23 protein-coding genes are annotated in these 22144 nt (G+C 47.2%); 17 read left to right on the forward strand and 6 right to left on the reverse strand.

Annotated elements, in window-relative coordinates; translation table 11 throughout:
- The 13 genes from sctE to frdD all read left to right on the forward strand — a co-directional run.
- Positions 1-397 (forward strand): type III secretion system translocon subunit SctE (gene sctE / locus ACO6UY_RS02900; protein ID WP_422489012.1); only part of this gene is annotated, 397 nt, incomplete at its 5' end.
- 47 nt (positions 398-444) lie between these two features.
- Positions 445-1977, forward strand: coding sequence for a hypothetical protein (locus tag ACO6UY_RS02905; protein WP_422446242.1), 1533 nt, complete (start codon positions 445-447; stop codon positions 1975-1977).
- A gap of 98 nt (positions 1978-2075) precedes the next feature.
- The gene (locus ACO6UY_RS02910; protein ID WP_422489013.1) at positions 2076-4658 is read left to right on the forward strand and encodes a TyeA family type III secretion system gatekeeper subunit; all 2583 of its coding nucleotides are present in this window, start codon (positions 2076-2078) and stop codon (positions 4656-4658) included.
- A 9-nt stretch (positions 4659-4667) separates the two neighbouring features.
- The gene (locus ACO6UY_RS02915; protein WP_101745965.1) at positions 4668-5036 is read left to right on the forward strand and encodes a hypothetical protein; all 369 of its coding nucleotides are present in this window, start codon (positions 4668-4670) and stop codon (positions 5034-5036) included.
- Between the two features lie 85 nt (positions 5037-5121).
- Positions 5122-5544 carry an EscI/YscI/HrpB family type III secretion system inner rod protein gene (locus tag ACO6UY_RS02920; RefSeq protein WP_101745964.1) on the forward strand — a complete coding sequence of 141 codons (423 nt, stop codon included), beginning with the start codon at positions 5122-5124 and terminating at the stop codon, positions 5542-5544.
- A 164-nt stretch (positions 5545-5708) separates the two neighbouring features.
- A complete protein-coding gene (gene sctJ, locus ACO6UY_RS02925; RefSeq protein WP_101745963.1) occupies positions 5709-6500 on the forward strand; it encodes a type III secretion system inner membrane ring lipoprotein SctJ in 792 nt (263 codons plus the stop codon).
- A gap of 97 nt (positions 6501-6597) precedes the next feature.
- Complete coding sequence (locus ACO6UY_RS02930; RefSeq protein WP_422449519.1) at positions 6598-7290, forward strand: SctK family type III secretion system sorting platform protein; 693 nt, start codon at positions 6598-6600, stop codon at positions 7288-7290.
- Complete coding sequence (locus ACO6UY_RS02935) at positions 7269-7928, forward strand: HrpE/YscL family type III secretion apparatus protein (RefSeq protein ID WP_209199951.1); 660 nt, start codon at positions 7269-7271, stop codon at positions 7926-7928. The genes ACO6UY_RS02930 and ACO6UY_RS02935 overlap by 22 nt, the downstream gene beginning before the upstream one ends.
- A 181-nt stretch (positions 7929-8109) precedes the next feature.
- Positions 8110-9306 (forward strand): amino acid permease, encoded by a 1197-nt coding sequence (locus ACO6UY_RS02940; RefSeq protein ID WP_422449517.1) that lies wholly within the window; start codon positions 8110-8112, stop codon positions 9304-9306.
- A gap of 277 nt (positions 9307-9583) precedes the next feature.
- A complete protein-coding gene (frdA, locus tag ACO6UY_RS02945; protein WP_422449515.1) occupies positions 9584-11383 on the forward strand; it encodes a fumarate reductase (quinol) flavoprotein subunit in 1800 nt (599 codons plus the stop codon).
- Positions 11384-11392: 9 nt separating this feature from the next.
- Positions 11393-12142 (forward strand): succinate dehydrogenase/fumarate reductase iron-sulfur subunit, encoded by a 750-nt coding sequence (locus ACO6UY_RS02950; protein ID WP_422449513.1) that lies wholly within the window; start codon positions 11393-11395, stop codon positions 12140-12142.
- Entirely contained in the window at positions 12142-12531 is a 390-nt protein-coding gene (locus ACO6UY_RS02955) for a fumarate reductase subunit C (RefSeq protein ID WP_101745957.1), read from the forward strand. Before ACO6UY_RS02950 ends, ACO6UY_RS02955 begins: the two co-directional genes overlap by 1 nt.
- Positions 12532-12550: 19 nt before the next feature.
- Positions 12551-12904, forward strand: a complete 354-nt coding sequence (gene frdD / locus ACO6UY_RS02960) for a fumarate reductase subunit FrdD (protein ID WP_422449511.1) — start codon at positions 12551-12553, stop codon at positions 12902-12904.
- Between the two features lie 49 nt (positions 12905-12953).
- On the opposite strand, the gene ACO6UY_RS02965 is transcribed toward frdD, so the two are convergent.
- Positions 12954-13274 carry a hypothetical protein gene (locus ACO6UY_RS02965; RefSeq protein WP_422460874.1) on the reverse strand — a complete coding sequence of 107 codons (321 nt, stop codon included), beginning with the start codon at positions 13272-13274 and terminating at the stop codon, positions 12954-12956.
- Positions 13271-13690, reverse strand: a complete 420-nt coding sequence (locus tag ACO6UY_RS02970) for a hypothetical protein (protein WP_422449507.1) — start codon at positions 13688-13690, stop codon at positions 13271-13273. Before ACO6UY_RS02970 ends, ACO6UY_RS02965 begins: the two co-directional genes overlap by 4 nt.
- Before the next feature lie 130 nt (positions 13691-13820).
- Between ACO6UY_RS02970 and ACO6UY_RS02975 the strand changes: the two genes are divergently transcribed.
- Positions 13821-14516, forward strand: a complete 696-nt coding sequence (locus ACO6UY_RS02975; protein ID WP_422449505.1) for an SDR family oxidoreductase — start codon at positions 13821-13823, stop codon at positions 14514-14516.
- A 23-nt stretch (positions 14517-14539) separates the two neighbouring features.
- Complete coding sequence (locus ACO6UY_RS02980) at positions 14540-15199, forward strand: hypothetical protein (protein ID WP_422460876.1); 660 nt, start codon at positions 14540-14542, stop codon at positions 15197-15199.
- Here ACO6UY_RS02980 and ACO6UY_RS02985 read toward each other — a convergent pair.
- From ACO6UY_RS02985 to ACO6UY_RS02995, 3 genes are all read right to left on the reverse strand, one after another.
- Positions 15194-15517 (reverse strand): Hpt domain-containing protein, encoded by a 324-nt coding sequence (locus ACO6UY_RS02985; RefSeq protein ID WP_209199942.1) that lies wholly within the window; start codon positions 15515-15517, stop codon positions 15194-15196. The two genes, ACO6UY_RS02980 and ACO6UY_RS02985, sit on opposite strands and share 6 nt — an antisense overlap.
- Before the next feature lie 165 nt (positions 15518-15682).
- Positions 15683-17506 (reverse strand): DUF1631 family protein, encoded by a 1824-nt coding sequence (locus ACO6UY_RS02990; protein ID WP_422489015.1) that lies wholly within the window; start codon positions 17504-17506, stop codon positions 15683-15685.
- 265 nt (positions 17507-17771) lie between these two features.
- Positions 17772-18056, reverse strand: a complete 285-nt coding sequence (locus ACO6UY_RS02995) for a hypothetical protein (RefSeq protein WP_101744768.1) — start codon at positions 18054-18056, stop codon at positions 17772-17774.
- Positions 18057-18316: 260 nt separating this feature from the next.
- On the opposite strand from ACO6UY_RS02995, the gene ACO6UY_RS03000 reads away from it, so the two are divergent.
- The gene (locus ACO6UY_RS03000; protein ID WP_163369420.1) at positions 18317-18622 is read left to right on the forward strand and encodes a hypothetical protein; all 306 of its coding nucleotides are present in this window, start codon (positions 18317-18319) and stop codon (positions 18620-18622) included.
- 93 nt (positions 18623-18715) lie between these two features.
- Entirely contained in the window at positions 18716-19621 is a 906-nt protein-coding gene (locus ACO6UY_RS03005; protein ID WP_422449498.1) for a TIGR01212 family radical SAM protein, read from the forward strand.
- 460 nt (positions 19622-20081) lie between these two features.
- On the opposite strand, the gene ACO6UY_RS03010 is transcribed toward ACO6UY_RS03005, so the two are convergent.
- On the reverse strand, positions 20082-21785 hold the full coding sequence (locus tag ACO6UY_RS03010) for a serpin family protein (RefSeq protein ID WP_422449496.1): 1704 nt from the start codon (positions 21783-21785) through the stop codon (positions 20082-20084).
- Positions 21786-22144 lie beyond the last annotated feature (359 nt).

The following is a 22144-nucleotide window of genomic DNA, read 5'->3' on the forward strand; positions in this document are numbered from 1 at the left end:
GGGTACTGCTGCGGCGGCGGGTGGTGCATCCAGTGCCGCGACAGTCACAGCCTCGGCAACAACGACGGCGGCAACAGCGACAGCCAAGACAGCCAAGATGGCAGCGATTACCACCCGCTGTACCCAGGCCGCCAGACTTACTGGTGGGGCTGCCATGATTGCTGATGGTTCGGTCAATGTTCACATTACCAACCTGAATTATGACGCAGATATGTTAAGAGCCGAGGCGAAAGAGCTGTATGCCTGGATGCTGGCCAATCAGCATGCCATCGATAATCTGACTGAGGATATCCAAAAGGTTATCGAAGATATGCAGCAGGTATGGCAAGTCATGACCAGCATGATGAAAGACAACCACGATACGATGACCAAGCTCAATAGCTCTCTCAAAGGATAATTAATAAAAGTTGCTTTACCCTTAACACTGATACATGGAGGTAACTCATGGCCGAGGGAATTTCTAGTGCAGACCGGGCGGCACACAGTGCAAATATGCAGATGCTCCTTGAAAAACCAGCAACAGCTGACGCAAAGAAAGCGGCAATCAAAAAAGGCGATATTGACTTTCAGCAAGAGAGCGTCCGTCTCGCCTCAACCAAACACGCTAAATCCGAGGTTTTGAACGACCTTAACAAAGCAGGTCAACAGGCCAAGCCGACACTGGCCTCGCCCGATGATCTGTCACCGAACCAAATGACCAATGCCAGTAAAACCCTGGCTACTTTGTCCAAGTCAACCGACGAGGCCATGGAGTCAACCAAACAGCTGTTCACTAATATCCAGAATGGTACGGTGACCAAAGGAGAAACCGCAAAGCTGAAATCACAGGCCGCGCTTCTTGATGATGCTTCTTCGCACATGCAGTTGCTCTCCGGCAAAGGAGTGGAAACCTCTGCAGGAAAGCGGCAGGTACTGGCCGGTATGGGCAGCTTTCAGAAGACTCAGCTGGATAACCTGGAAAAGCTGTCAACCTCTAAAGATATCCAGACGTTTCTTGCCGATCAGCATGGAGGAGCAAAAGGTCTGGACCAGAAAACGGCCATCCTGAGATCTCTGGGTTTTTCAGACAGCCAGATCAAAACGATGATCTCTCTTGCGCCGCCGGATACTGACGGCAGTCGTCTGGATATGATGCGCTCAGCAGGCTCTGATACCAAGGCCGTTCTGCAGGCGCTGGGGTTTGGTGCCGATACGGCCAAAGGGCTGGCAGCACTATTGAACGGCAAACTTGGTCAGCTTGGCAGTGCAGAGCAAAAGCAGCTGCTGGCCAAAATGGGCTTTGGCCAGGAGGAAATACAGGTCATTCTGCAAGCCAGCAATCCTATTTCATTAAAGAACCAGTCCGCCCTTATGCGTAATGCTCCCCAGGGACTTTCACAATTTCTAATGAACAGCAGCAAGGGAATGAACCTGCTTGCTGCTGGTGAAGCCTTTGCGGATATGAAAGTGCTTGAGCAGTTGGTGGATATCTTTGCCGTGATGGAGCTTCTGTTCAAGATGAGTGCCAATCAGCGTGCTGCCTCAAGGGAGTCTCGTTCCATTGAGCAGCAGGCGGCAAAATCTGAGATTCTCAACCAGGCAGAAGAAATGAAGAATGCAGCCCTGATGACTGCCATTGGTGGCTGGGTCAGTGCTGGTACCAAGATCATTTCCGGTGGTATCCAGGTTGGTATGTCAGCTAAAGCCGGTGGACTGGACCAGGGGAATATGCAACGGCAGGTAGCAATTGGTAATGGTCTTTCCCAGATGACCGCTGCAAGCGGTGATATGATCAAGGCTGGTACAGACTACCAGGCAGGCATGCATCAGGCCCAGGGCAAATTACACGAGGCAAACCAGAGAATGCATGATTCTGCTGCACAGTCTGATAGCGAGTTTATGAACCTCCATCAGGATATGGTGAAAACGGTGATCAGCAAGATGGATGAGATCATCCGCTCATGGTTTGAAACGCTCAAATCGACAACAAGAGCCTGATCACAGGTCAATCTGAGCTTGATGACATAATCAAAGGACGTGGTTTATAAGATGTAGCCAACCCTGCGGGTTGGCTTTTTCTTGCACAGAGGGAACGCATGGGTAATCCACTTGGAGGAATACAAGCCTCAGCAGCGGTGCAGCAGATGCAGGCTCCCGGTGCGGCTGGTGAGAGCGCAGCTGGCAAGGCTGGGAAACTGTCAACCGGGCAGGGGGTAGAAGCCTCCAATCAGAAACCATCGATGCTTTCCACTGCCGATGCTGCGGAAGAACTTACCAGTTTGTTGGCTAAGTTCAAGAATCCAAAAGACATTGAAGCAGATAAGGGTAAATCGGCAAGTGCGCGGCAGCTTGAATTAATTGAAAAAATCAAGAATGTTGAAGAAGTTCCTGAAACACAGGATTTCAAAAGACGCTTTCCTAAAGAATCAAAAGAGGATTATCGACAAGAAGACTATCTAAAAGGGGCTAAAGAGGAGTTCAAGGACCCTTACCACCAGTATCTTGCGCTTTATGAGATCGCTGTTGATTTTAAAGCCGATCCTGACGCCCTGCCTAAAGATGAAATTTTTAAAGCCATTGAAGCGCTTGAAAATGAGCATCCTCAATATATTGAGATTGGCAGAGAGATCTCAAACGCTGCCGGTAAACTGGCCGAGGACTACCATCCCGGTAAAACCCCGGATGAAGTTCGTTCGCAGCTATATGGTCATGTCAAGGATCATAAATCCCTCGGCGCAGCATTTAAAGACCTGACTAATAATCTGGGTGGGGTGGATGCTGATCCGGACAATAATCAGGTGGCGACCGGTTTTGAGAACTCAGTCGATAGAAGGCTCAGGTTTTTGAGTGGCGAGTTGAATTCCATGACTTCCTCAACGGAAGACACCCACCTGCGCTCAGTGATTAATGATATGACGACCTTGAAAAGGCTGGTGGGTATCCATGATTGCTGTATGGAAACACAAGGGGAGATGAGAAGGCCACCGGTTAGTATTGGGCAATTTGATGGTCAGAAATATATGACCAATGTTCTGGATTTATTGGATCAACAGTTTGTTTCAGGAAGTGACTTTACCAATTTAATTAAGCAAATGGGGTTGAGTGAGCAGCCCGTTGAAGTCAGAACAGCCTTCATGAATAAGACTGCGACCTTGATTCGTGAGATTCCGGAAGAAATTTTTGCCAATGAACAAATTAAAGAAAGCCTGAGTCAAGCAATCCTGGAAGTACAGGATAATCTGGTTTTGGAAGAAGAAGGTTCTGTGAAGACGGATGAGAATTATGGCAAGGGTGGAGAAACCGAAGTCTCGGAAGATGCGTTAAAAGGTTTTCTTGGTTCAAACAGTATTATTGATGATTTGGGTCGTGAATTCAAAGGGGCTCAGGAACCAGATAATCCGTTTATGGCATCTACCGGTGTTCCCACTCTTGGAGCTGGAACGACGCAGCCTGAGCCTGCGGCACAGGGTGAAATGTCAACGACAGCAACTAAAGCCACCGTTGACCCGGCAACAGCCACCTCCCCTGAGGTGACTGCTAAAGGAGGAGCCAATGGGGCAACCGAGGTGACGGCAAAAGGCAGCTTTGATGGGCTTTCCGATCAAGAGCTCATACAGAAACAGGATGAGTTACTGGATAAGGCCCGGGGTTTGCATCAACGCAAGGATACCAACTTTGTTTTTGACTGCTCATTAACTGCATTGCAACATGCAGAAGAGAATGGTGTTGATATTATTGATGCGCTGAAAGATGTCGCCAGCCAACGGGGTAAAGCCTTTGCCAAAGATCTTAAAGTGGCTATTACCCCCGAAGGGGAGGGCAGAGAACTGCAGCTTATCCCGCCAGATACCAAAGCGCTGGGAGAGTGGGTGAAAACTCATCCTGGTCAAAGTGTGAATGATCTGGTTCGTACGGCAATGGAAGTATTGAAAGAGGATCGTGGTCCGGATTTAGATCTTGAGCAGTTAGAAAACAATCTTGCCAGCCTTAAATCAACCATTGCTGAAATAGATTCGAAAATAAAGAAAAGGCCATCTAAATCCTTTCGAGACAGTGTGTCTCCTCACCTCAAAGAAGGTCCCTTCAGTGCTCGTTTGAAGTCGTTCTTTAAGCATCCGTTTGACCCTGTTAGTGAGCCGAAAACACGTCCGCTGGGTACCGATATCTTTGACCGGATGGAATATTCCCACACGTTCAGCATCAGGGCTGAGGAGAAGAGCCTGTCTGTTGAGTCAAGCTGGAATGAGCCTGATGGTCAGGATGCCGCGGAGGGTATGCAGGTCGAGGCAACCCTGGATGCAACGGGAAATCAGGAGGTAGATGATGGAATGACGGTTGAAGCAACATTTGAGACTGACAATGCTTCAGTTCCGTCAATTCCTGCCAGGGGAACCGCAGCGTTTATTGCCGCTAAGGTTCAAGGGCAAGTGGAAGGGGAGTTATATGGTGATATTGGTGATGTCCTTAAAGATATCCAGTCAATGGCAGGGGACAAGGCTCAGTTAGAACAGTTACTTGGTTATATGGATCAAGCAAAAGAATCACAAATTGAAATACCTCTACTGGGTGGTAATGAAACCAGGATCGAGACGTACATCCAGTCACTGGTTGATCTTCAGGGGGCTCCGCGGATGAATCCGGGAGGATATGAACCACCAGCGGGTGAAGTGAAAAGTTAAGGAGGACGAATGGATTGGCGTAATAGCGTAGTCTCTGAATTTGCTGAGGCCATGGGTATCAAGGGGTTCGATTTCGGTGATACCGGCGTAGCATGCTTTGAAATTGAGGGTGCCGGATCCTTTTATATGGAACAAAAGGAAGAGGGTGTTTTGATGTATCTGGCCCGGGAGATTGACCCCTTTAACAGCCTGCCCGTTTTAGAAAGTGCACTGGCAGAGTGCCATTACAAAAAGAGCTTTCCTTATCCCTTACAGGTAGGCCTTCAAGAAAATCAACTGGTTATCTGTTTGTTTGTGGATGATTCTGATTTCAACCGCCCCAGTGTGGAGCGCGCTATGCAGTTTTTGATGAACAAGGCAGATGAGCTAAAATTGTAAGATAAAAATATTAAAAAGGTGTTTTAAAACAGATAAGAGGATTTGAAGTACCTCAACCAATCAATAATGAATAGAGGTTACTATCATGGCGGACAATATTATCAAGACGGGTAATCTGGCAGATAAAGCGCTGGAAAAAACGCAGGAAGGCTTTGCCAATCCGAATCAACCAGAAGATGGGGCGGCAGGCCGTTTCGCCCAGCTGGTTTCGCCAGATGGAGCCTCGCAGGCGGCGAACGTTAAACCTATTGACGTGGCAGCTAATCCGGATGCCCCGGCCCTGACGCTGGGAGATAAGGTGCTTCAGGGAATGCAGGGTCTCAGGAATCATGTGGAAGGCAGGGCTGACCTGGTCAAGCAGCACCTGGCACCCGGTGAGGCGATGGGGATGAAGGATATGTTCAAAACTCAAATGGCTATGACCAATCTGATGATTACTGAAGACTATATTGGGAAGATTGTCAGTAAAAGTACTCAGACATTCGATACGCTGTTACGTAACCAGTAATTTTTTCTTTTCTGTAAGCTGAAGGAAAATAAGGTGATTTTTCTTCAGCTATCGTCATTGCCCCTCTCTTTTAAAACTATACTCGGTAAATCATAATTTTTCTTCGCAACTGGCCGTTAAATGTATGAGTAATTATATTTTAACGTGCATAAGGTTGGCTCGTCATGAAACAGGGGTTTGTCCAGAGCTTTAAGGTTACATTACTGTGTCTCATCGGTGTTTTATTGCTGGGGTGTAAGGTCGAGCTTTATTCAGGGCTTGATGAAAAAGAAGGTAATGAAATGCTTGCCATCCTTCTTGATAATGACATTCCCACTGAGAAGCTGGTGGATAAAGACAAAATTGTCACCATCATGGTGGAAAGCGGTAATGTTGCAAGATCTATCAAGATTTTGAGCAGTCTTGGTTTTCCGAAAGAAAAATACTCGTCGATCGGTGATATTTTTCCTAAAGATGGTTTGATTTCTTCCCCGACAGAAGAGCGGGCCCGTTATACCTATTCCATGTCACAGGAGCTTTCGTCAACATTGTCGATGATTGATGGTGTCGTGACTGCTCGTGTTCATGTGGTATTGCCCCAGGAGCAGGATAGCCTGACGGATGTCAACTACCCCTCATCAGCTTCAGTGTTTATCAAGTATACCCCTGAGCTGGAACTGGCGGGCCTGGTGCCGAAAGTAAAAACTCTGGTGGCAAACAGTATTGAGGGGCTTTCCCTGGAGAAGATCGCTGTTTCCCTGTTCCCGGCAACCCGCCTGAACTCTGGCAATTTTGACAGCCCATCAACAGAGACTGTGCTGTTTGTCGATGTTACTCCCGGTTCTGCAGGGGTTATTCGCATTGTTGTCTATGCTTTGATTCTCTTGCTGTTATTGGCCCTGGGAGCCGGTGGCTATTTCTTCTGGATGATGGAACAGAAGAAAAAGTCGAAGAAAAAAAAGGGTGATCGCAAATAGCGGATGATTTGCTCAAGACCACAATTATTTGTGGGACAGTGCATGTGCCGTTAAATGGTGACTCATTGGAGTGTATGGGGTTGGAGTGAAATGACCAATGAACAGTAACAATGTTTTTCAGGAACATAATGGAACAAGCCTGTTCAATCATATGGTTGAGTTTAACTTCTTTCCTGTTCGTTATGTGCATGCTAGCTGGCTTAAATCGGATAAACATTTCAAGTTACTGAAATCGCTTCAGACCAGTGTGCCTGCACAATTTAGTCTGTCAAACTACCTGCTGAGCAAGTTTGGCATCGCCAAGCAGTTTGATTATGACTTTGATCGCCCGGATAAAAGGATAGTATTTGCCAGTGCCGAAGAAATTGAACAGTTGGCTTTGTACATCGGGCTGATTCTCAACGAAGCCACTGTCCGGTCAGTGATTCGTCGTGATGAGCGTAAGGCGCTGGAGAAATGCCTGGGCGAAGAGGCCTACCGCTTTACCGTGAAAAAAGCGCAGTTTATCAGCCGTGCTTCAGAAAAAAATGGTCCCGGTGTACTCATTGACTGGAAACACCTGGATCGATTTAAAGCATTTCTGGAACTCAATGGCCGACAGGTTATTGCCACAGCGTTTTCTGATTTGCCCGGAGCCTTTCGGCAACGGTTGATATTAAAAATGCCCAGCAGCTGGAAGAAGACCTTGAGTTCACCAGGTGCCGGGGGACTGGACAAAGCCCAGTGTGTGAAGTTACTGGTAAAAACTCATAAAGAGGTGAATCGACAGTGGCGGCACCTGTTATCCTGAATAATGTCCAGCTGGAGCTGGATCCAACCTGCAAAGTGCTCAAGGCAGACGACTATGTTGTTTATCTTGAAGCCCAGGAAATTATTAAGGCAGCCCGGGAGCAGGCTGCCGGTATTACTGAGGAAGCCCGCCAGGCCTATGAGCAGGAAAAAAAACGCGGGTATCAGGAAGGTTTGGCGGAAAGTAAGGCTGAACAGACAGATCACATGTTGAAAGTGGTCAGCAGGACGATCAATTATCTTTCAGATATTGAAAATACCCTTGCGAATATCCTGCTTTCCGGGGTGAAAAAAATCATCGGTGAATTCGATCAGGAAGAGTTGGCCATAAGCCTGGTTAAAAATGCCCTGCAACATGTCAGAAATGAGAAACATGTCACCATCCGTGTGCCATCTGCTCAGTACAGTGCTGTTCAGGCGCGCCTGAATACCATTCTGGCGGAGTATAAAGGTGTTGGTTTTATTGATCTTGTAGCTGATCCCCGGCTCTCATCCGGTGATTGTATTATGGAGAGTGAAATCGGCGTTGTTGATGCCAGTGTTGATGTTCAGTTACGGGCATTACAGAAGCGGTTTGACAGTCTCCAATCATTAGCTGCGCGCAGTCGTGAGGCCGACATGGCTGACAAGGCTGAATAGCGAGTGCTCTGCAGATTGTCAGAGTACCCTGGCAGCTGTTGTTGGAAGAAGCCGCTGAGATAAGCAGTATATACCTCCGTTTGAGGCTTACCTTGTCCGGCAGGACATAATCAGGCAGGTATCTCCATTAAATTCCCCTATCTTTATCACTGAAATTTATATTCAGTAAAGGTACTTGCTTATGTCTGAATCCAGTCGTTCCACCGTAATTGGCAGTGCGTTAATTTTGTCAGGAACGGCCATCGGTGCGGGCATGCTTGCTTTGCCGCTGGTATCAGCCAGTACCGGGTTGATGCCGGTTATGATTATTTTTGCAGTGACGGCATTCTTCGCGGTTATCTCTGCCCTTTATGCCTTTGAGGCCAATGTTGCCATCAAGCCTGGCTGTAATTTGTATACCATGGCCAGCAGAACATTAGGGCGGATGGGGAAGGTGCTCTCTGCCATTGCCCCTCTCGGGCTTTTTTACGCATTGATGTCCGCCTACTTTGCCGGGGGCGGATCGTTACTGGCGCAGTACGCTCAAGCAGTGGTTCCCGGAGCTTCCGCTCAACTGTGCGTGATATTCTTTGCCCTGATTGCCGGAGCCTTTGTTTATTACAGCACCCGGGCAGTGGATCTTGTTAACCGTATCTTTTTCACCCTGATGATCGTTACTTTTATTCTTGCCCTGATGTCACTGGCACCTTCGGTGCGTTATGAGAGCATGATACATACGGCGAGGGTAGAGTATCTATCGGTTCTGGCGGCACTGCCGGTGATATTTACTTCGTTCGGTTATCATGGTGGCATTCCCAGCATTATCATTTATCAAAAGAAGCAGCTGCAGCATATTCCCCTTATTTTTTTGTTAGCGACCCTGATCCCGCTGGTGGTTTATATCTTGTGGCTGGTGGCGGTGATGGGGGTATTGCCCGAGGGCTTATTGCTGCAAATCAGTCAGTCAACCGGGGCAACGGCTCATTTAATTTCAGCATTAAGCAGTGATAAAAATGTACACACTATTCTGTACCTGTTTTCTGATCTGGCGTTATTGACATCCGTGTTGGGCGTTGCCCTTGGGCTGTTTGATTATCTTGCCAACTTATTGCAAAGGGCGGATACCCGCATTCATCGGCTGCAGACCGCCCTGGTGACCTTTATCCCACCGGTTATTATTGCCATTATGTTTCCGGATGGTTTTGTCGCCGCCCTGGGTTATGCGGCGGTTGCTCTGGCCATTCTGGCTATCCTTCTGCCTACGGCAATGGTCTATGTACTAAGAAAGCAACCGGCCTATGAAAACCCGTTTCGGGCACCCGGGGGAACGGTTTTGATGTCAACCTGTTTTGTATTTGGCTGTATCATCATTGTGTCTCAATTTATTTCGAGGCTATAGGTTTTTTTGTGTAAGTTAATAATTAAAAGTGAACCTTTGTTAATTAAACAATAAATCTGCGTGCCTTGTAATTTAAGCGGTTGTTTATAGTGGTTGATCCTGTTGGGTCGTCTTGAAATTACGGGTTTTCCGAAATGTTGATTTATTTTTGTTTTATATCAATGGCTTTAATTTCAGGTTTATATAAACTTCAGTTCTAGATTTTTAACCCTTCTCTTATTATTCATTTTGGCCAGTTCGCTGGCTGTCTCTGTTTGGGACCTTCCCGGAGATGGTGGTGAACGGCGGTAGAGGTTTGCGTATGCAGGTCATAAAGGCTGATGTAGCCATTGTCGGTGCCGGAGGTGCCGGTCTTCGGGCTGCGATTGCCGTTGCCGAAAAAAATCCTGAGCTTAAAGTGGCATTGATTTCCAAAGTCTACCCTATGCGGAGTCATACGGTGGCTGCAGAAGGCGGTTCAGCCGGTGTCATTCAGGATCATGACTCTCTGGAAAACCACTTTGTTGACACGGTGGCCGGTGGTGACTGGCTCTGCGATCAGGATGTAGTGGATTACTTTGTGTCCCACGCCACTGAAGAGATGATCCGCCTGGAGCACTGGGGCTGCCCCTGGAACCGAAAGGACGACGGTGACGTAAACGTTCGTGCTTTTGGTGGTATGAAGATTGAGCGCACCTGGTTTGCTGCCGACAAATCTGGCTTCCACATGTTGCACACATTGTTCCAGACGTCCACCAAGTACCCATCCATTGAACGATACGATGAGTATTTTGCCACTGACCTGATCATGGAAGATGGCCGTGCCCAGGGCGTTGTTGCCATCGAAGTGAAAACCGGCGAACCAAAAGTATTTCTGGCGAAGTCAGTGGTGCTGGCAACAGGCGGCTCTGGCCGTATTTTCCGTTTTAACACCAATGGTGCCATTGTGACCGGTGACGGCCATGCCATGGCCCTGCGTGCTGGCGCACCGCTGCGTGACATGGAGTTTGTCCAGTACCACCCAACCGGTCTGCCAGGCTCCGGTGTATTGATGACAGAAGGTTGTCGTGGTGAAGGCGGTATCCTGTTGAACAAGGATGGTTACCGTTACCTGCAGGATTATGGCCTGGGGCCAGAGACTCCGGTTGGTCAACCAAAGAACAAATACATGGAACTGGGCCCGCGTGACAAGCTGTCCCAGGCCTTCTGGCAAGAGCAGCGCAAGGGCCGCACCATTGAAACGCCACTGGGTGATGCGGTACACCTCGACCTGCGCCACCTTGGCGAACAGAAGCTGATTGAGCGTCTGCCACTGATCTGTTCCCTGGCGAAAAACTACCTGGGAGTGGATCCGGTTCATCAGCCAATTCCGGTTCGTCCTGCGGTTCATTACACCATGGGTGGTGTCAGAGCGGACATCAACTGTGCCACCGATCTGGCCGGTCTGTTCGCTGCCGGTGAATGTGCCAGCGTCGGTATGCACGGTGCTAACCGTCTCGGTTCCAACTCTCTGGCAGAGACCGTTGTCTTCGGTAAGGTTGCCGGTGAAAGTGCGGCGGATTTTGCCAGCCAGAACGTGATGTCTGATGAACGCAAATTGCTGGATCAGGCGAAAGCGCACCTGGCAGCCATCGAAAGTCTGCGTAACGCCAACGGTACTGAGAAAGCATCGCACCTGCGTCACGAAATGGTGAAAACCATGGAGGACAGCTTTGGTATTTACCGGGTGGGTGAAGAGATGCAGGCCGGTCTGGACAAGATCTCCGAACTGCGTGAGCGCTTCAAAAACGTCAAGGTGGAAGACAAGAGCAAGGTCTTCAATACCGAACTGCTGCAGGCCTTTGAGCTGCAAAGCTCCCTGATGGTTGCTGAGTGTATGGCCATTGGTGGTGTTGAGCGTAAAGAGTCCCGTGGTGCGCACCAGCGTATTGACGGCTTCGAAGCCCGTGATGATGTCAACTTCCTGAAACACTCCGTCACCTTCTATAACGGTGATGCCAAGCCTCGTCTGGAATATGAAGACGTGAATGTAACCCGCTTCCAGCCAGAAGAGCGCGTCTATGGCGCGGCGGCTGAGAAAAACGGTGAAGGGAAGTAAGGAGGCCCCATGAGTGATAAAACCATAACCATCGAGATTCTGCGTTATAACCCGGAAACCGATGACAAGCCGACATTTGGCACTTTCACTATTCCTTATGTGGAAGCCTGGTCCATGCTGGATGCCCTTGAGCATATCAAGGATGAACTGGATTCCAGCCTGGCTTACCGCTGGTCCTGCCGTATGGCGGTGTGTGGCAGCTGTGGCATGGTGATCAACGGTACACCAAAGCTCGGCTGCGAAACCTTTCTGCGGGATTACTATCCGAACCCCATTCGGGTTGAGCCACTGGCTAACTTCCCGATTGAAAAGGATCTGGTGATTGACTCAGAAGACTTCATCAAGAAACTGGAGTCAGTGAAACCGTACATCATCAATGCGATGGAGAAGCCGATTGAGGAAGGAGTGAATAAACAGACGCCTCAGCAGCTGGGCCTTTATAAGCAGTTCTCCATGTGCATTAACTGCATGCTCTGCTACTCCGCGTGTCCACAGATGGGCTTGAACCCACTGTTTACCGGTCCTGCGGTGATCGCCCTGGGCCACCGCTATAACCTGGACAGCCGTGATGATGGCTATGAACAGCGTACCGAAGTGATTCAGGGCAAGAATGGTGTCTGGTCCTGTACCTTTGTGGGTTACTGTTCTGAGGTTTGTCCAAAGAATGTTGACCCGGCCGCTGCCATCAACCAGAACAAACTGCAGGGTTCTCAGGATTGGGCGCTCTCTTTCCTGATGCCACGTAAAGGAGACAAGTGATGAGTCGTCGCCCCTATGTGCGTCCCATGAAGCGCACCTGGTATATGGATCATCCCTTCTACCGCCAGTACATGATCCGGGAATCCTCCTGTGTATTTGATGGCCTCTATGCCATCAACCTGTTTGTCGGTCTGATGCAGCTGGTCAAGGGTGAAGCCGCCTGGAATAGCTGGCTTGCCTTCCAGGCCAACCCGTTAATGATTCTGTTTACCGTGGTTACCCTGGGTCTGACTATTTACCATGCCGTCACCTATTTCGATATGACGCCCCGCGTTCTGCCACAGCAGATTCGTAAAATGGTAAAAGACAGTGTGGTTAACAAATTGATGTACGTTGGCCTGGCAGTGGTTTCTGCCATCATTCTGGCTGCGGCCACCATGGGACTTTGACGGGGATAGGAGTGGGAACATGAGTAATAAACGCCATATCGAACCTCTGTTGTGGAGTCTGTTTGGGGCTGGTGGTACCACTATCGCCTTTTTCTTTCCGGCCATTATTTTTGTGGTTGGTCTGGGCGTGCCTCTGGAAATTATTCCGGCAGAAGCGCTCTCTTATGAGCGAATGTCTGCGTTCTTTCTGGAGAGCTGGATTGGCAAGCTGGCACTGATGGTGGCTTTGGTGCCTTCTTACTGGGCCTGTATTCACCGTATTTACCACGGTGCTCACGATCTGGGTTTCCACCCGGGGGTTGGGGTAAAAATGGCCTGTTATGGTGGTACGTTGATTCTCAGCCTGGCAACCATTGCTTTATTGCTGGTCTGATCAGGTTTTATGAGGGGGCTGAGTAAGCCCCTTTTTTTGGCATAAAAAACTAGGAAGCTTGTTCAGAGCGTTGGCTTTTTTCCTGAAGATAATTTTGCTCGATGCGCCGTTGATTGCGTGCCTGAGCGATTTTTTCCGCTAATGTCGGGTCTCTTGTCAGTAACTCTTCCTGCTCGAACATCACTTGATTGATCTGCTCGTGAATTTTCTGGGTGATGCTATTGACCATTTGATTACGATTCGCCGCGGTTAGCGAGTGTGTCTGGATAAAGCTGTCCACCGCCATTCTGATCATGGAACCCAGCGGGCTGTCATGTTCATCGGACTTTTGGAGAATAAGATCGAGACTGCCCAGGTTTTCGAGTGTCATGATGTGAGTCCTGCGGTTAGGTAAGTAGTGGTTCCCTTTGCATAGAGTCTCGCAAAGTGATTGCATATTTGCTGATGAATCTCTTTGGGCAGAGGACTGACTGTTTTTATTGCGGCCAGAACTTTTTCCAGTTGGTCCGTTGTTTTACAAGCAAGAATTGCGGGCAGAACACCGCCCCATTGGCCTTGTTCTGTCAGTGCTTTGATCATTTCCAGATGATCAGGTGATAAAGACTCAACCTGACGTTGGCCAACGGCCAGATTGCTGGTTGCATTAGCGGTTCTGTCCGATTGGGGAGTTGCCCTGGTTTCACTGACCTCCCGTCCTCTATGACTGGCTTTGTTATTAGCAGGGGAGGGAGCCTCTTGTGCAGGTATATAAGACGTCTGGTTGTCGCCAGTTATTTTTGGAGGCATCTTTTCCATCCCCGGTTTGCCATCATAGAATGTTTTGTAAGTTTTTTGCCTTGTTTACGAGTAAGATAATTTATCGGCGGCTTCAGCTTTATTTCTACCGGAAGCTGCCAGTTTATCCGGGAGAGTCTGCATGCAGAAAATAGTGGTGGTGACCGGCGTTAGCCGGGGGCTGGGTCTGGAACTGTGTCGTCAATATCTTGCGCAGGGTGCCAAGGTTTATGGTTGTTGCCGCTCTCCGGAACAGTCGCAGAAACTGCTGGAGCTGAAACGCAGTGCTGGTTATCAGTTTGAGCTGGTTCCCCTGGATATTACCCAGCCCGGAATGATCCATAACCTGCAGTATGTGATTGAAGAGCCCATTGATATCCTGATCAATAATGCCGGAATTTATGGCCCTTTCGGTCTGTCTTATGATGAGGTGACTGTTGATTCATGGATGGAGGTTTTGCGAGTTAATTCGGTGGCCCCGATGATGGTTACGCAGGCACTGGTGGAAAAAGTAGCCCAGAGTCATGAGAAAAAAATCATCATGATGTCCAGCAAAATGGGCAGTATGGGGGACAATCAGAAAGGCGGGAGTTATATCTATCGCTCTGCCAAAGCCGCATTGAATGCGGTGGCTAAAAGTCTGGCTATTGACCTTGCCGGGAAGGGTATCAGTGTTGGTGTATTGCATCCGGGCTGGGTTCAGACGGATATGGGGGGCGTAAATGCTCCGATTGATACGGAAACATCCATCAGGGGCGTGCGCAAGGTTATTGATCAACTTTCTTTGAAAAACAGTGGCCAGTTCATCAATTATGATGGATCAGTGATTCCCTGGTAAGTTGATTAACCGGTGAAATTTGCATGCAATCTATTGTTCAATCGCTACACTTTTTTGCCCGTTATGGCTTGAGCCTGACGGTTTTGTTTCTATTGTCTGCTATCCCCTCTGAAATTGCAGGCTTTTACCTCCAACAGTCTTTTGCTGGCAATAGCGAGATAAGTGGTGGGTTTGCAGATCTGTTTGCATCAGTGTTGATAGAACCGCTGGCAACGGGGGCAGCGATTTTCTTTATTGAGAGTCGTGATCAGGGCGAGAAGCTAAGCCTTTATGACAGTTTAATAAAGTCGGCGGGTATCTATTTTCCGTTGGCGACCAGTTACCTGATCGTGTTTGTATTAGTCATGCTTGGGTTTAGCCTCTACCTGATACCGGGATTTTATCTGCTGTACAAATTGATGTTTGTGGAGTTTCGGGTTGCCCTTAAGGGTGAGCCTCCAGTGGAGGCTATTCAGGCAAGCTTTAATCAGACGAAGCAGCAGTGGTCCCTGTTATTACTGCCTTTTACTGTATTGCTGTTCACTCTGCTGTTCTCACAATTCCTTATTAGCTATCTATTGATGAGCCCTGAGAATGTACTGTGGTTACAGGTTATGGGTGGTGTTCTGGAAGCGCCCTTTATGGCGTTTGCCGTTGTGGTTGGCTTTCGGCTGTTCAGCTTGACCAGTCAGCGGCCTTTATAGTTTGGGATACAGGGCTTCGATGCTGTTAAACGTATCCTGCAGTTCAAGAAAAAGAGGGTCATAACGTTCCGGTTCCACTTGTTGCCCTGACTGCTCAAGGTCTCCGGCAAGTATTGCCAGTTGCTCCGCCCCGACGATTGCAGCACCACCTTTAATCCGGTGGGCAAAGTTGACAATAAGGGGCGTTTGCTGATTGTTGACCGCTGCTTTCAAATTCAGGATGTCTTCCCGGGTGCTCTGAAAAAACGTTGATAACAACTCTTCCAGCAGGACTTCATCACCGTCGGTGATTTGATGTAAATTTTCCAGATTGATCATAAAAACTTCCTGTACAAATTAAAGATAAATTAGTTTTTCGCCATTAAACGGCAGTGCTTTAGTCAGCAGCCTGTTCCATAACGTATGTTTTTACCGGTGTTGCGATAAGCAGGCCTGAAAAGTTCTCACCTTTTTCACTGCTTGCTATAGTCATCCGTTGCAGAGTTACAAATGTCTTTTGAATCGCTCAAGAACAGCTTGGATAGCCCGGTCGAACACGGGATTCTCTTCCATAATACGGACAGAACCGTCTTTAATTTCCTTTTTGAGTTCACTTCCAGAGCGCTCCGCAACACGCATCCCCGAGCTGTTGACAAAAATATATCGATGACGGTCTTTACTGAGCCGGGCAAGTTTGCAGCTGAGGCGGTGTGAGTCACCTTCGCCAATAAACTCAACCCACTGGCCCGGGTAAAGTCCATCAATAATGACCGGGGTAAATGCGGGTAAATGCTCCTGAGCATCAGCCACTTCGGTCTGTTCATCCGGAAGCAGCTCAAGCTCCTGAGAGGGTTCGGTTGCCTCTGGGGCGGATTCAGACTGGAGCTCTTTCAGACTGAGCCCGGACTGTTCGCAGGAAAGAATTATCTCCTCTGAGTCTTCTTCCGTGAGACTTTCTGTCTTAAAGTCAATGGCATGGTCAACGTCGGAGTCTGTTGCCTGAACCTCTTCTGGTGGTTCGTTGAGTGCAGCAGGATGACTTTTTGAACTCTCAGGCTCTGGTTCCAGAATGACATCCAGATTGGTTTGAAATCCATCAAGACAATCCTGAAATACGTCCGGGTTTTCACTGTGGTCAGAGATGATGGTGCGTATAGTATGCTCAATCAGTAGCAGCACATGCTTGCTCAGTTGAGAATCCCGGCAATACAGCATGCCTGCAGACGTTAAGTCATTTAATAAGAGACGGGCCGGGTGCTTTTTATCGGTTAAAAAAGCATCGTTCAGAATCGCCTGTTTTAAAATCGGGATTTGCAATAGGGCTATGGTTTTTTTTACGTCATCAGGCAGGTTGTGATCATCCAGAATGAACTCAAACAACCAGCCGACCATATTGATAAGGTCTTCATGATGGCGTGAGAGTTTTGAATTAACGCCTTGTATTTCCAGGGCATCTATGACCGAGGTGTGCAGGTTTCTTATTGACACGTGCTGCTCAAGAACATCCAGTTGCAGTGAGCTGAGGACACTGGCCAGATCAATAGCCTTGACCCGGTTAGCTTTGGCCTCAGGGATGAGTTCATCTTCTGCCAGCATGTCTTCCAGCCGGGATACTAGCTTCTCAGCAAAACTATCCAGAAACTGAGGGTTTCCCATATCTGAATAGTAACTCTGCTGAGGCGCTGGTTGTGTTTGATCTGTGGGGCGGGATGAAGATAGTGGATGATGGGTTGGGTCGGAGGCTGGGTTTGCTTGCAATCGCTCAACCGGAGATGAATGTTTGGGTCCCAGCCCTTTATGGATTATTAACTGGTCGACTTTAAGCCAGAGCTCATCAGCCGCATTATTAAGATGACTGGCAAACCAGCAAAATAATTGTTGTTCAATATCACGGTCTGGATGGAGACTTTCCAGAGCCATGGCAAAACTTTCACAGATGCGCTCCGGGGTGGCAGGATAAGTACCGTCATGCCGGGGATAGGTGCTCTCAAGACTGCTTTTGATTCGGCAAATACGTTCAGAGTTGTTACTGCTCTCAAAATTGTTGGTTGCAGAAAGCCAGAGGAGTTGGTGATCAAGTTCAGAATTGTCGAGTAATTCAAGGGTTAAGACACCTTCTTGTGGTGCGGGCTGTTCACTGTCTGCACTGGTCAAATGATCGAGGAAGCTTTTCTTGATGAAAGATTCAGACTTTGTCAAACGGTTTTTGATATCGATCCAGCGCATCATATCCTGATCGTTTTTGATATCCTCCAGATTAGTATTTAATTTGGTAAGTAGAACAGGAAACAGCGTGTCGGACTCGGGGTAAATAATTTCTTGGACCAACTGATTTAATTCAGAAAAAAAAACACTTTGCAGTGGCTTGTTATCACCACCTGGGCTGAGCGGAAAAATGCTGGAAGGCTGAATTGACATGCTGGCCACATCCCTGTACTGCACAATGTCATCTGCAGGGTATGGAATACCCGCAGAGACCACCCATATCACTTTACTAAATATAATTATATTGAGAACTTTTGATTATATTAAGTAGCTATTAATGGGGCGTTTTAACTACCTTCGGCCAAAAAAATGACATCGGGTCAGAGTGCTATCCCTGTCTGAGTTCTTTGGCTATTTCCCTGGCTTTATCAAGGGCTTTGTTGAAGCCGTTTTTAAACAGGTTTTCACGAATCTGTCGCTGAAGTTCTTCCGGCGTAATCTCTCCATCTTCCACCGCTGTTTCAGCAAGCTTATTGTCCTCCTTGTTTTTTACCAGGTTTGAAAACTCCTGTGACTGCATCGGATCAATACGATCTACCGGTTTGACATTACCTACCTGGCCCGAGTTATCAGAGGGTAGGTTTTCGACATCCTTATTGGTAATAAGTGACATGGTCTGGCTCTCCGTTGCCCAGTGCAAGCTGGCTGCTGATAATTGATGAGAATATCGCCATATCTGGCGGCATTGTCAGCTAATGCTTTAATCCTTATAAAGCTCAGTTTAGATTATGAACAGAGATTATAAAAAGGTAGAAGGCCCGGTTTTTTGTTTGATAATGCCTACTGACTGAATGAGCTGACAGCTGGTCTGAAGATCGTAAAGCCACCTGTATCACCGCCGACAACTGAAACTAGTACAGCCGGGAGAATACTATGAGCGGTGAGCATTTTACGTTAACGATCAGTCAAAGCACGTCTGATGCCGGCGATTTTGCCATACATATGAAAGAACCTGATAAACCTGAGCAGTTGTTAGTTCATTTAAGGTTTATGCCATTGGCTATGTTCGATGAGGCGTATCTGGATGATCTTGTCGGTGTGATGGCAAGGAAGCTGGCAAAAAGAATAATTGAATGGCGTGTAGCTCCCGATGACCCTGATGCAATGGATGCCTGTCAAAATGAGGCTCGTGCCGTCGTTCAGGAAGCTTTGGAAAAAATGAAAAAAAATTCAGGCTAAGCATTGGCCATTAAGTCATGCGTTAAACTCCCTATAGGCTAAACAGGGGGCTGTCGGTATTTTGTAGCGTTTTTGATAACGAAATAACTCGCTATGGACATGACCCGCTTCGTGAATACTTTTGGCCGTTACCTTCGGCAGAAGTACGGAGAAAAAGTACACAAAGTTTCGGTGAATGCGTCGTTTACCTGCCCAAACCGTGATGGTACTAAAGGTATTGGTGGTTGTACGTTTTGTAATAACGCTTCCTTCAGTCCTGGCAGCACTAAAGCGGGAGAAATTTCTGAGCAGATTCGACAGGCTCAGGAAAAGGTGAGTGCCCGAACGGGTGCCAGAAAGTTTATCGCTTATTTTCAGTCCTACAGTAATACCTACGGTGCTCCGGAAGATCTCAGGCGCTATTATGATGAGGCCCTGGCTCAGCCCGGTGTGATAGGGCTTGCCGTGGGAACCCGGCCTGACTGTGTGCCGGATCCGGTGTTACAACTGTTGTCGGATTATCAGGCGCAGGGGTATGAGGTCTGGCTGGAACTGGGCCTTCAATCAAGCTTTGATCCTACGCTTGAAGCCATTAACCGAGGCCATAACTTCAGCGATTATGAAGATGCAGTGATCCGAGCCAAACGCTATGGTCTGAAGTTGTGTACTCATCTGATCGTTGGCCTTCCGGGGGAAGAACCTGAAGACAGTCTGGTAAGTTTTGACCGGGTTATTGCTTTAGGTGTTGATGCCATCAAGATTCACCCACTTCACATCGTTAAAGGCACTCAACTGGCCCGACAATGGCGTAAAGAGCAGGTCCGGGAGTTATCCATGGAATCCTACACGGATGTGCTGACAAAGATGATCGTTCGGGCTCCAGAGGGATTACTGTTCCATCGACTGACCGGTTCCGGGGAAAGGCAATACCTGCTTTCACCAGAATGGGCAATGTATAAGTGGGACGTACTTGCCATGCTGTATAAAAAGTTAGAAGCAAATTGTCAGACATCCAATTGAGTCAGTGAATCAGCGCAGTTAGTTGGTAAACGGCGGAAAATAATCAACTACGCCACCAGATAAGTGATTAGCAGGATTGTTCTGGTTGTGATAGCTGATTAAAACATTTGTCCAGCTCTGTTACTCTGTCAGCCTAAGCCTGGCTCATTTTATGGGTTGGTTCCCGCTAAGGAGGGAGCTGCCCCTTCATTCGTTCTCTGGCTCCCTGAAAACACTGTGATAGTTGACTGCATTGCTTGCCAGTTTTTTGCCACGAGTCAGTGGTTTCATAGCCAGCTCCTGACCACGCACCCTATCTACCTGCTTTGCTTTCTTTTAAGCCCAGACCATAAGCACAGCGAGATTGACGTGATGAGAGCAAAGTATGATTTTAGTCAGGGTGAAAAAAAACTTACGCCAAGCAGCTGAAAAAAGCAGATGACCATTCGCATCGATGAGGATGTGATTGATCATTTTAATGCTATGAGCGTTTATAGTGAAATAATTTTTCTAACAGTTGGGTAGTGAGCGGCTCATTTACCACTGTGCAGATTCCAAAATTATGTTTTCCCAAAGCATTAAAATCTACAGCGCTGACACGATCGCTTAGATTACTTGCTTTGGTGAAATCAATTATTCTTTGCATGAGTATTTGGGCTTGATTAAAATCTTGGACCTGAATGAGCAGCTTTTGATTATTTTGGTAGTAATAGGCTCCAAGAATGTTCAATTTATTATCGCCGTTCAGTATCATTTGTATTATTTTAGATATTAAAAAGTTCTGAACGAGATGTTTCGGATTGTCCTGAAATAATTTGTCAGAATTTTTTAAAGATTCATCTCCATTGTCATTTTTTGCAGGTCTGAAAAGTGAATCAGTATCCACAGTACTCCCCTGATGAGCTTGCACAGATCTGGCGCTCAGGGAGGGAGGCTGAACTTCTTTACTTCTTGCAGGGACAAGATAGCTTGCATCCTTGATTATCGATTCAAGCAACAGATGTTTACCATTATCGTCCTTAACAATAATCGCAATATAGCCGGGGCAGTCAAAATTGAATGGTTCTGGTGGCTCGAAATTACCCCCCCGGTATTTCCTGTTAACGGCTGTTGTTGAAACAACCTCGGCACCCTCTTCATCAATGATGGCATGAATTTTTTGACGCATGTCCAGATGATCATGCCTTGTTTTACCTAGTTTCGATAACATGTCTGCCGTTATTTTAATATCACTGAGCTTGCCAATTTCGTTAAGTAATGAAGTGTCAGTACTGTCTATTTTCATTTTAGGCAGTTTTAAGGTGATTTTTTGCTCTTTCGCTTCCAGTGATTGGTCAATCAGTTGGTAAAGTGTTTCAGTATCAAGATGATTAATACCAGTTGATGAACTGTTGACAGGTGTTATTGCAACAAAATAAAGCTTTGCGGTGTCGTGTTGGAATGGTTTTGCGATCGCCGCATAATCCTTTGTAAAGGCATATTTTAAATTCATGGGTTCAGATTTCATCATTTCGACTTCGGCTATCTTGCCATCTGAACACTTAAATCTGGAGGGTGCAGTTTTAAATTTATCAAAAGCATCAGCCCAAATCGTTTCTAAACAAACAACATTACCCATAGAGACGTTGACATCATCACGTTCATCAGGGGTGAACAAGCTGGATATGCGACCTTTGGTTATAGATTTGATGAATGTATCAGTCACATCGGCTACTTTGTCATGTGCCGTAATTTCCAGTTTCATTGTGTTGTAATATTTGGACAAAATTTTAGTAAGGTTACTATCATGACAATGATCCTCTGAAGCAAAATAGTTCACAATAAAACTCTGTGAGTTCTTATCGACAGTGTAATTCAGGCAGAATTGACCCAGTTGTTTGTGGATTTCTTTTTCCAGTGCGGTTGTTAATCGAAGGGGTTGGTTTGTCATGCCCAGAATTTTTTCCTTCACGCCAGCATCATCAATGGCAGCCAACAACATGCCCAGTGCTGAAGCCAGGCTTTCGGTGGATAACGCAGTGCTGCGATTGCCAGCAGGATCTATTAGTGCAAAGGATAATTGCCGAATGCGGTTCTGAACAATAGTTTTGGCACAATCACTGAGGTCGTCAGGTTGAGTTTCGTTGATGATAACTTCCTGGACTCCGTAAGGATTAACGGGGAAAGTACTGGCTGAATTGATCATTATAATATTTCCTTGTTTAAAATTTATTATCTTGGACAGCTTTCCGAGGTTTAAGGTTCCAAAAACTGACCACAGTTAATCATTTGCTTTCATGTAAGTCACTAACAGGTTTGTTGATGGTGCTAACCTTGATTTTTCTGTCAACGATTGTTGACGTTCTTTTGGTTTGGATGAATTGGTACTATTGTTCAGGTAATATTTCTTGCACCTGAGTGTGAGAAAAAGCAAGCAGTAAGTCTATGAATGAGTCTGAATCTCTTTTGATAGAAAGATATTCATACGATTGTTTTGATTTCTTGATAATTAGCGGGTTAAGCATTTAAAAATACAGTCACAATTGTATGCATGATGCAATTTAA

This window comes from Endozoicomonas sp. ALE010, assembly GCF_049310165.1.
Classification (GTDB): domain Bacteria; phylum Pseudomonadota; class Gammaproteobacteria; order Pseudomonadales; family Endozoicomonadaceae; genus Endozoicomonas.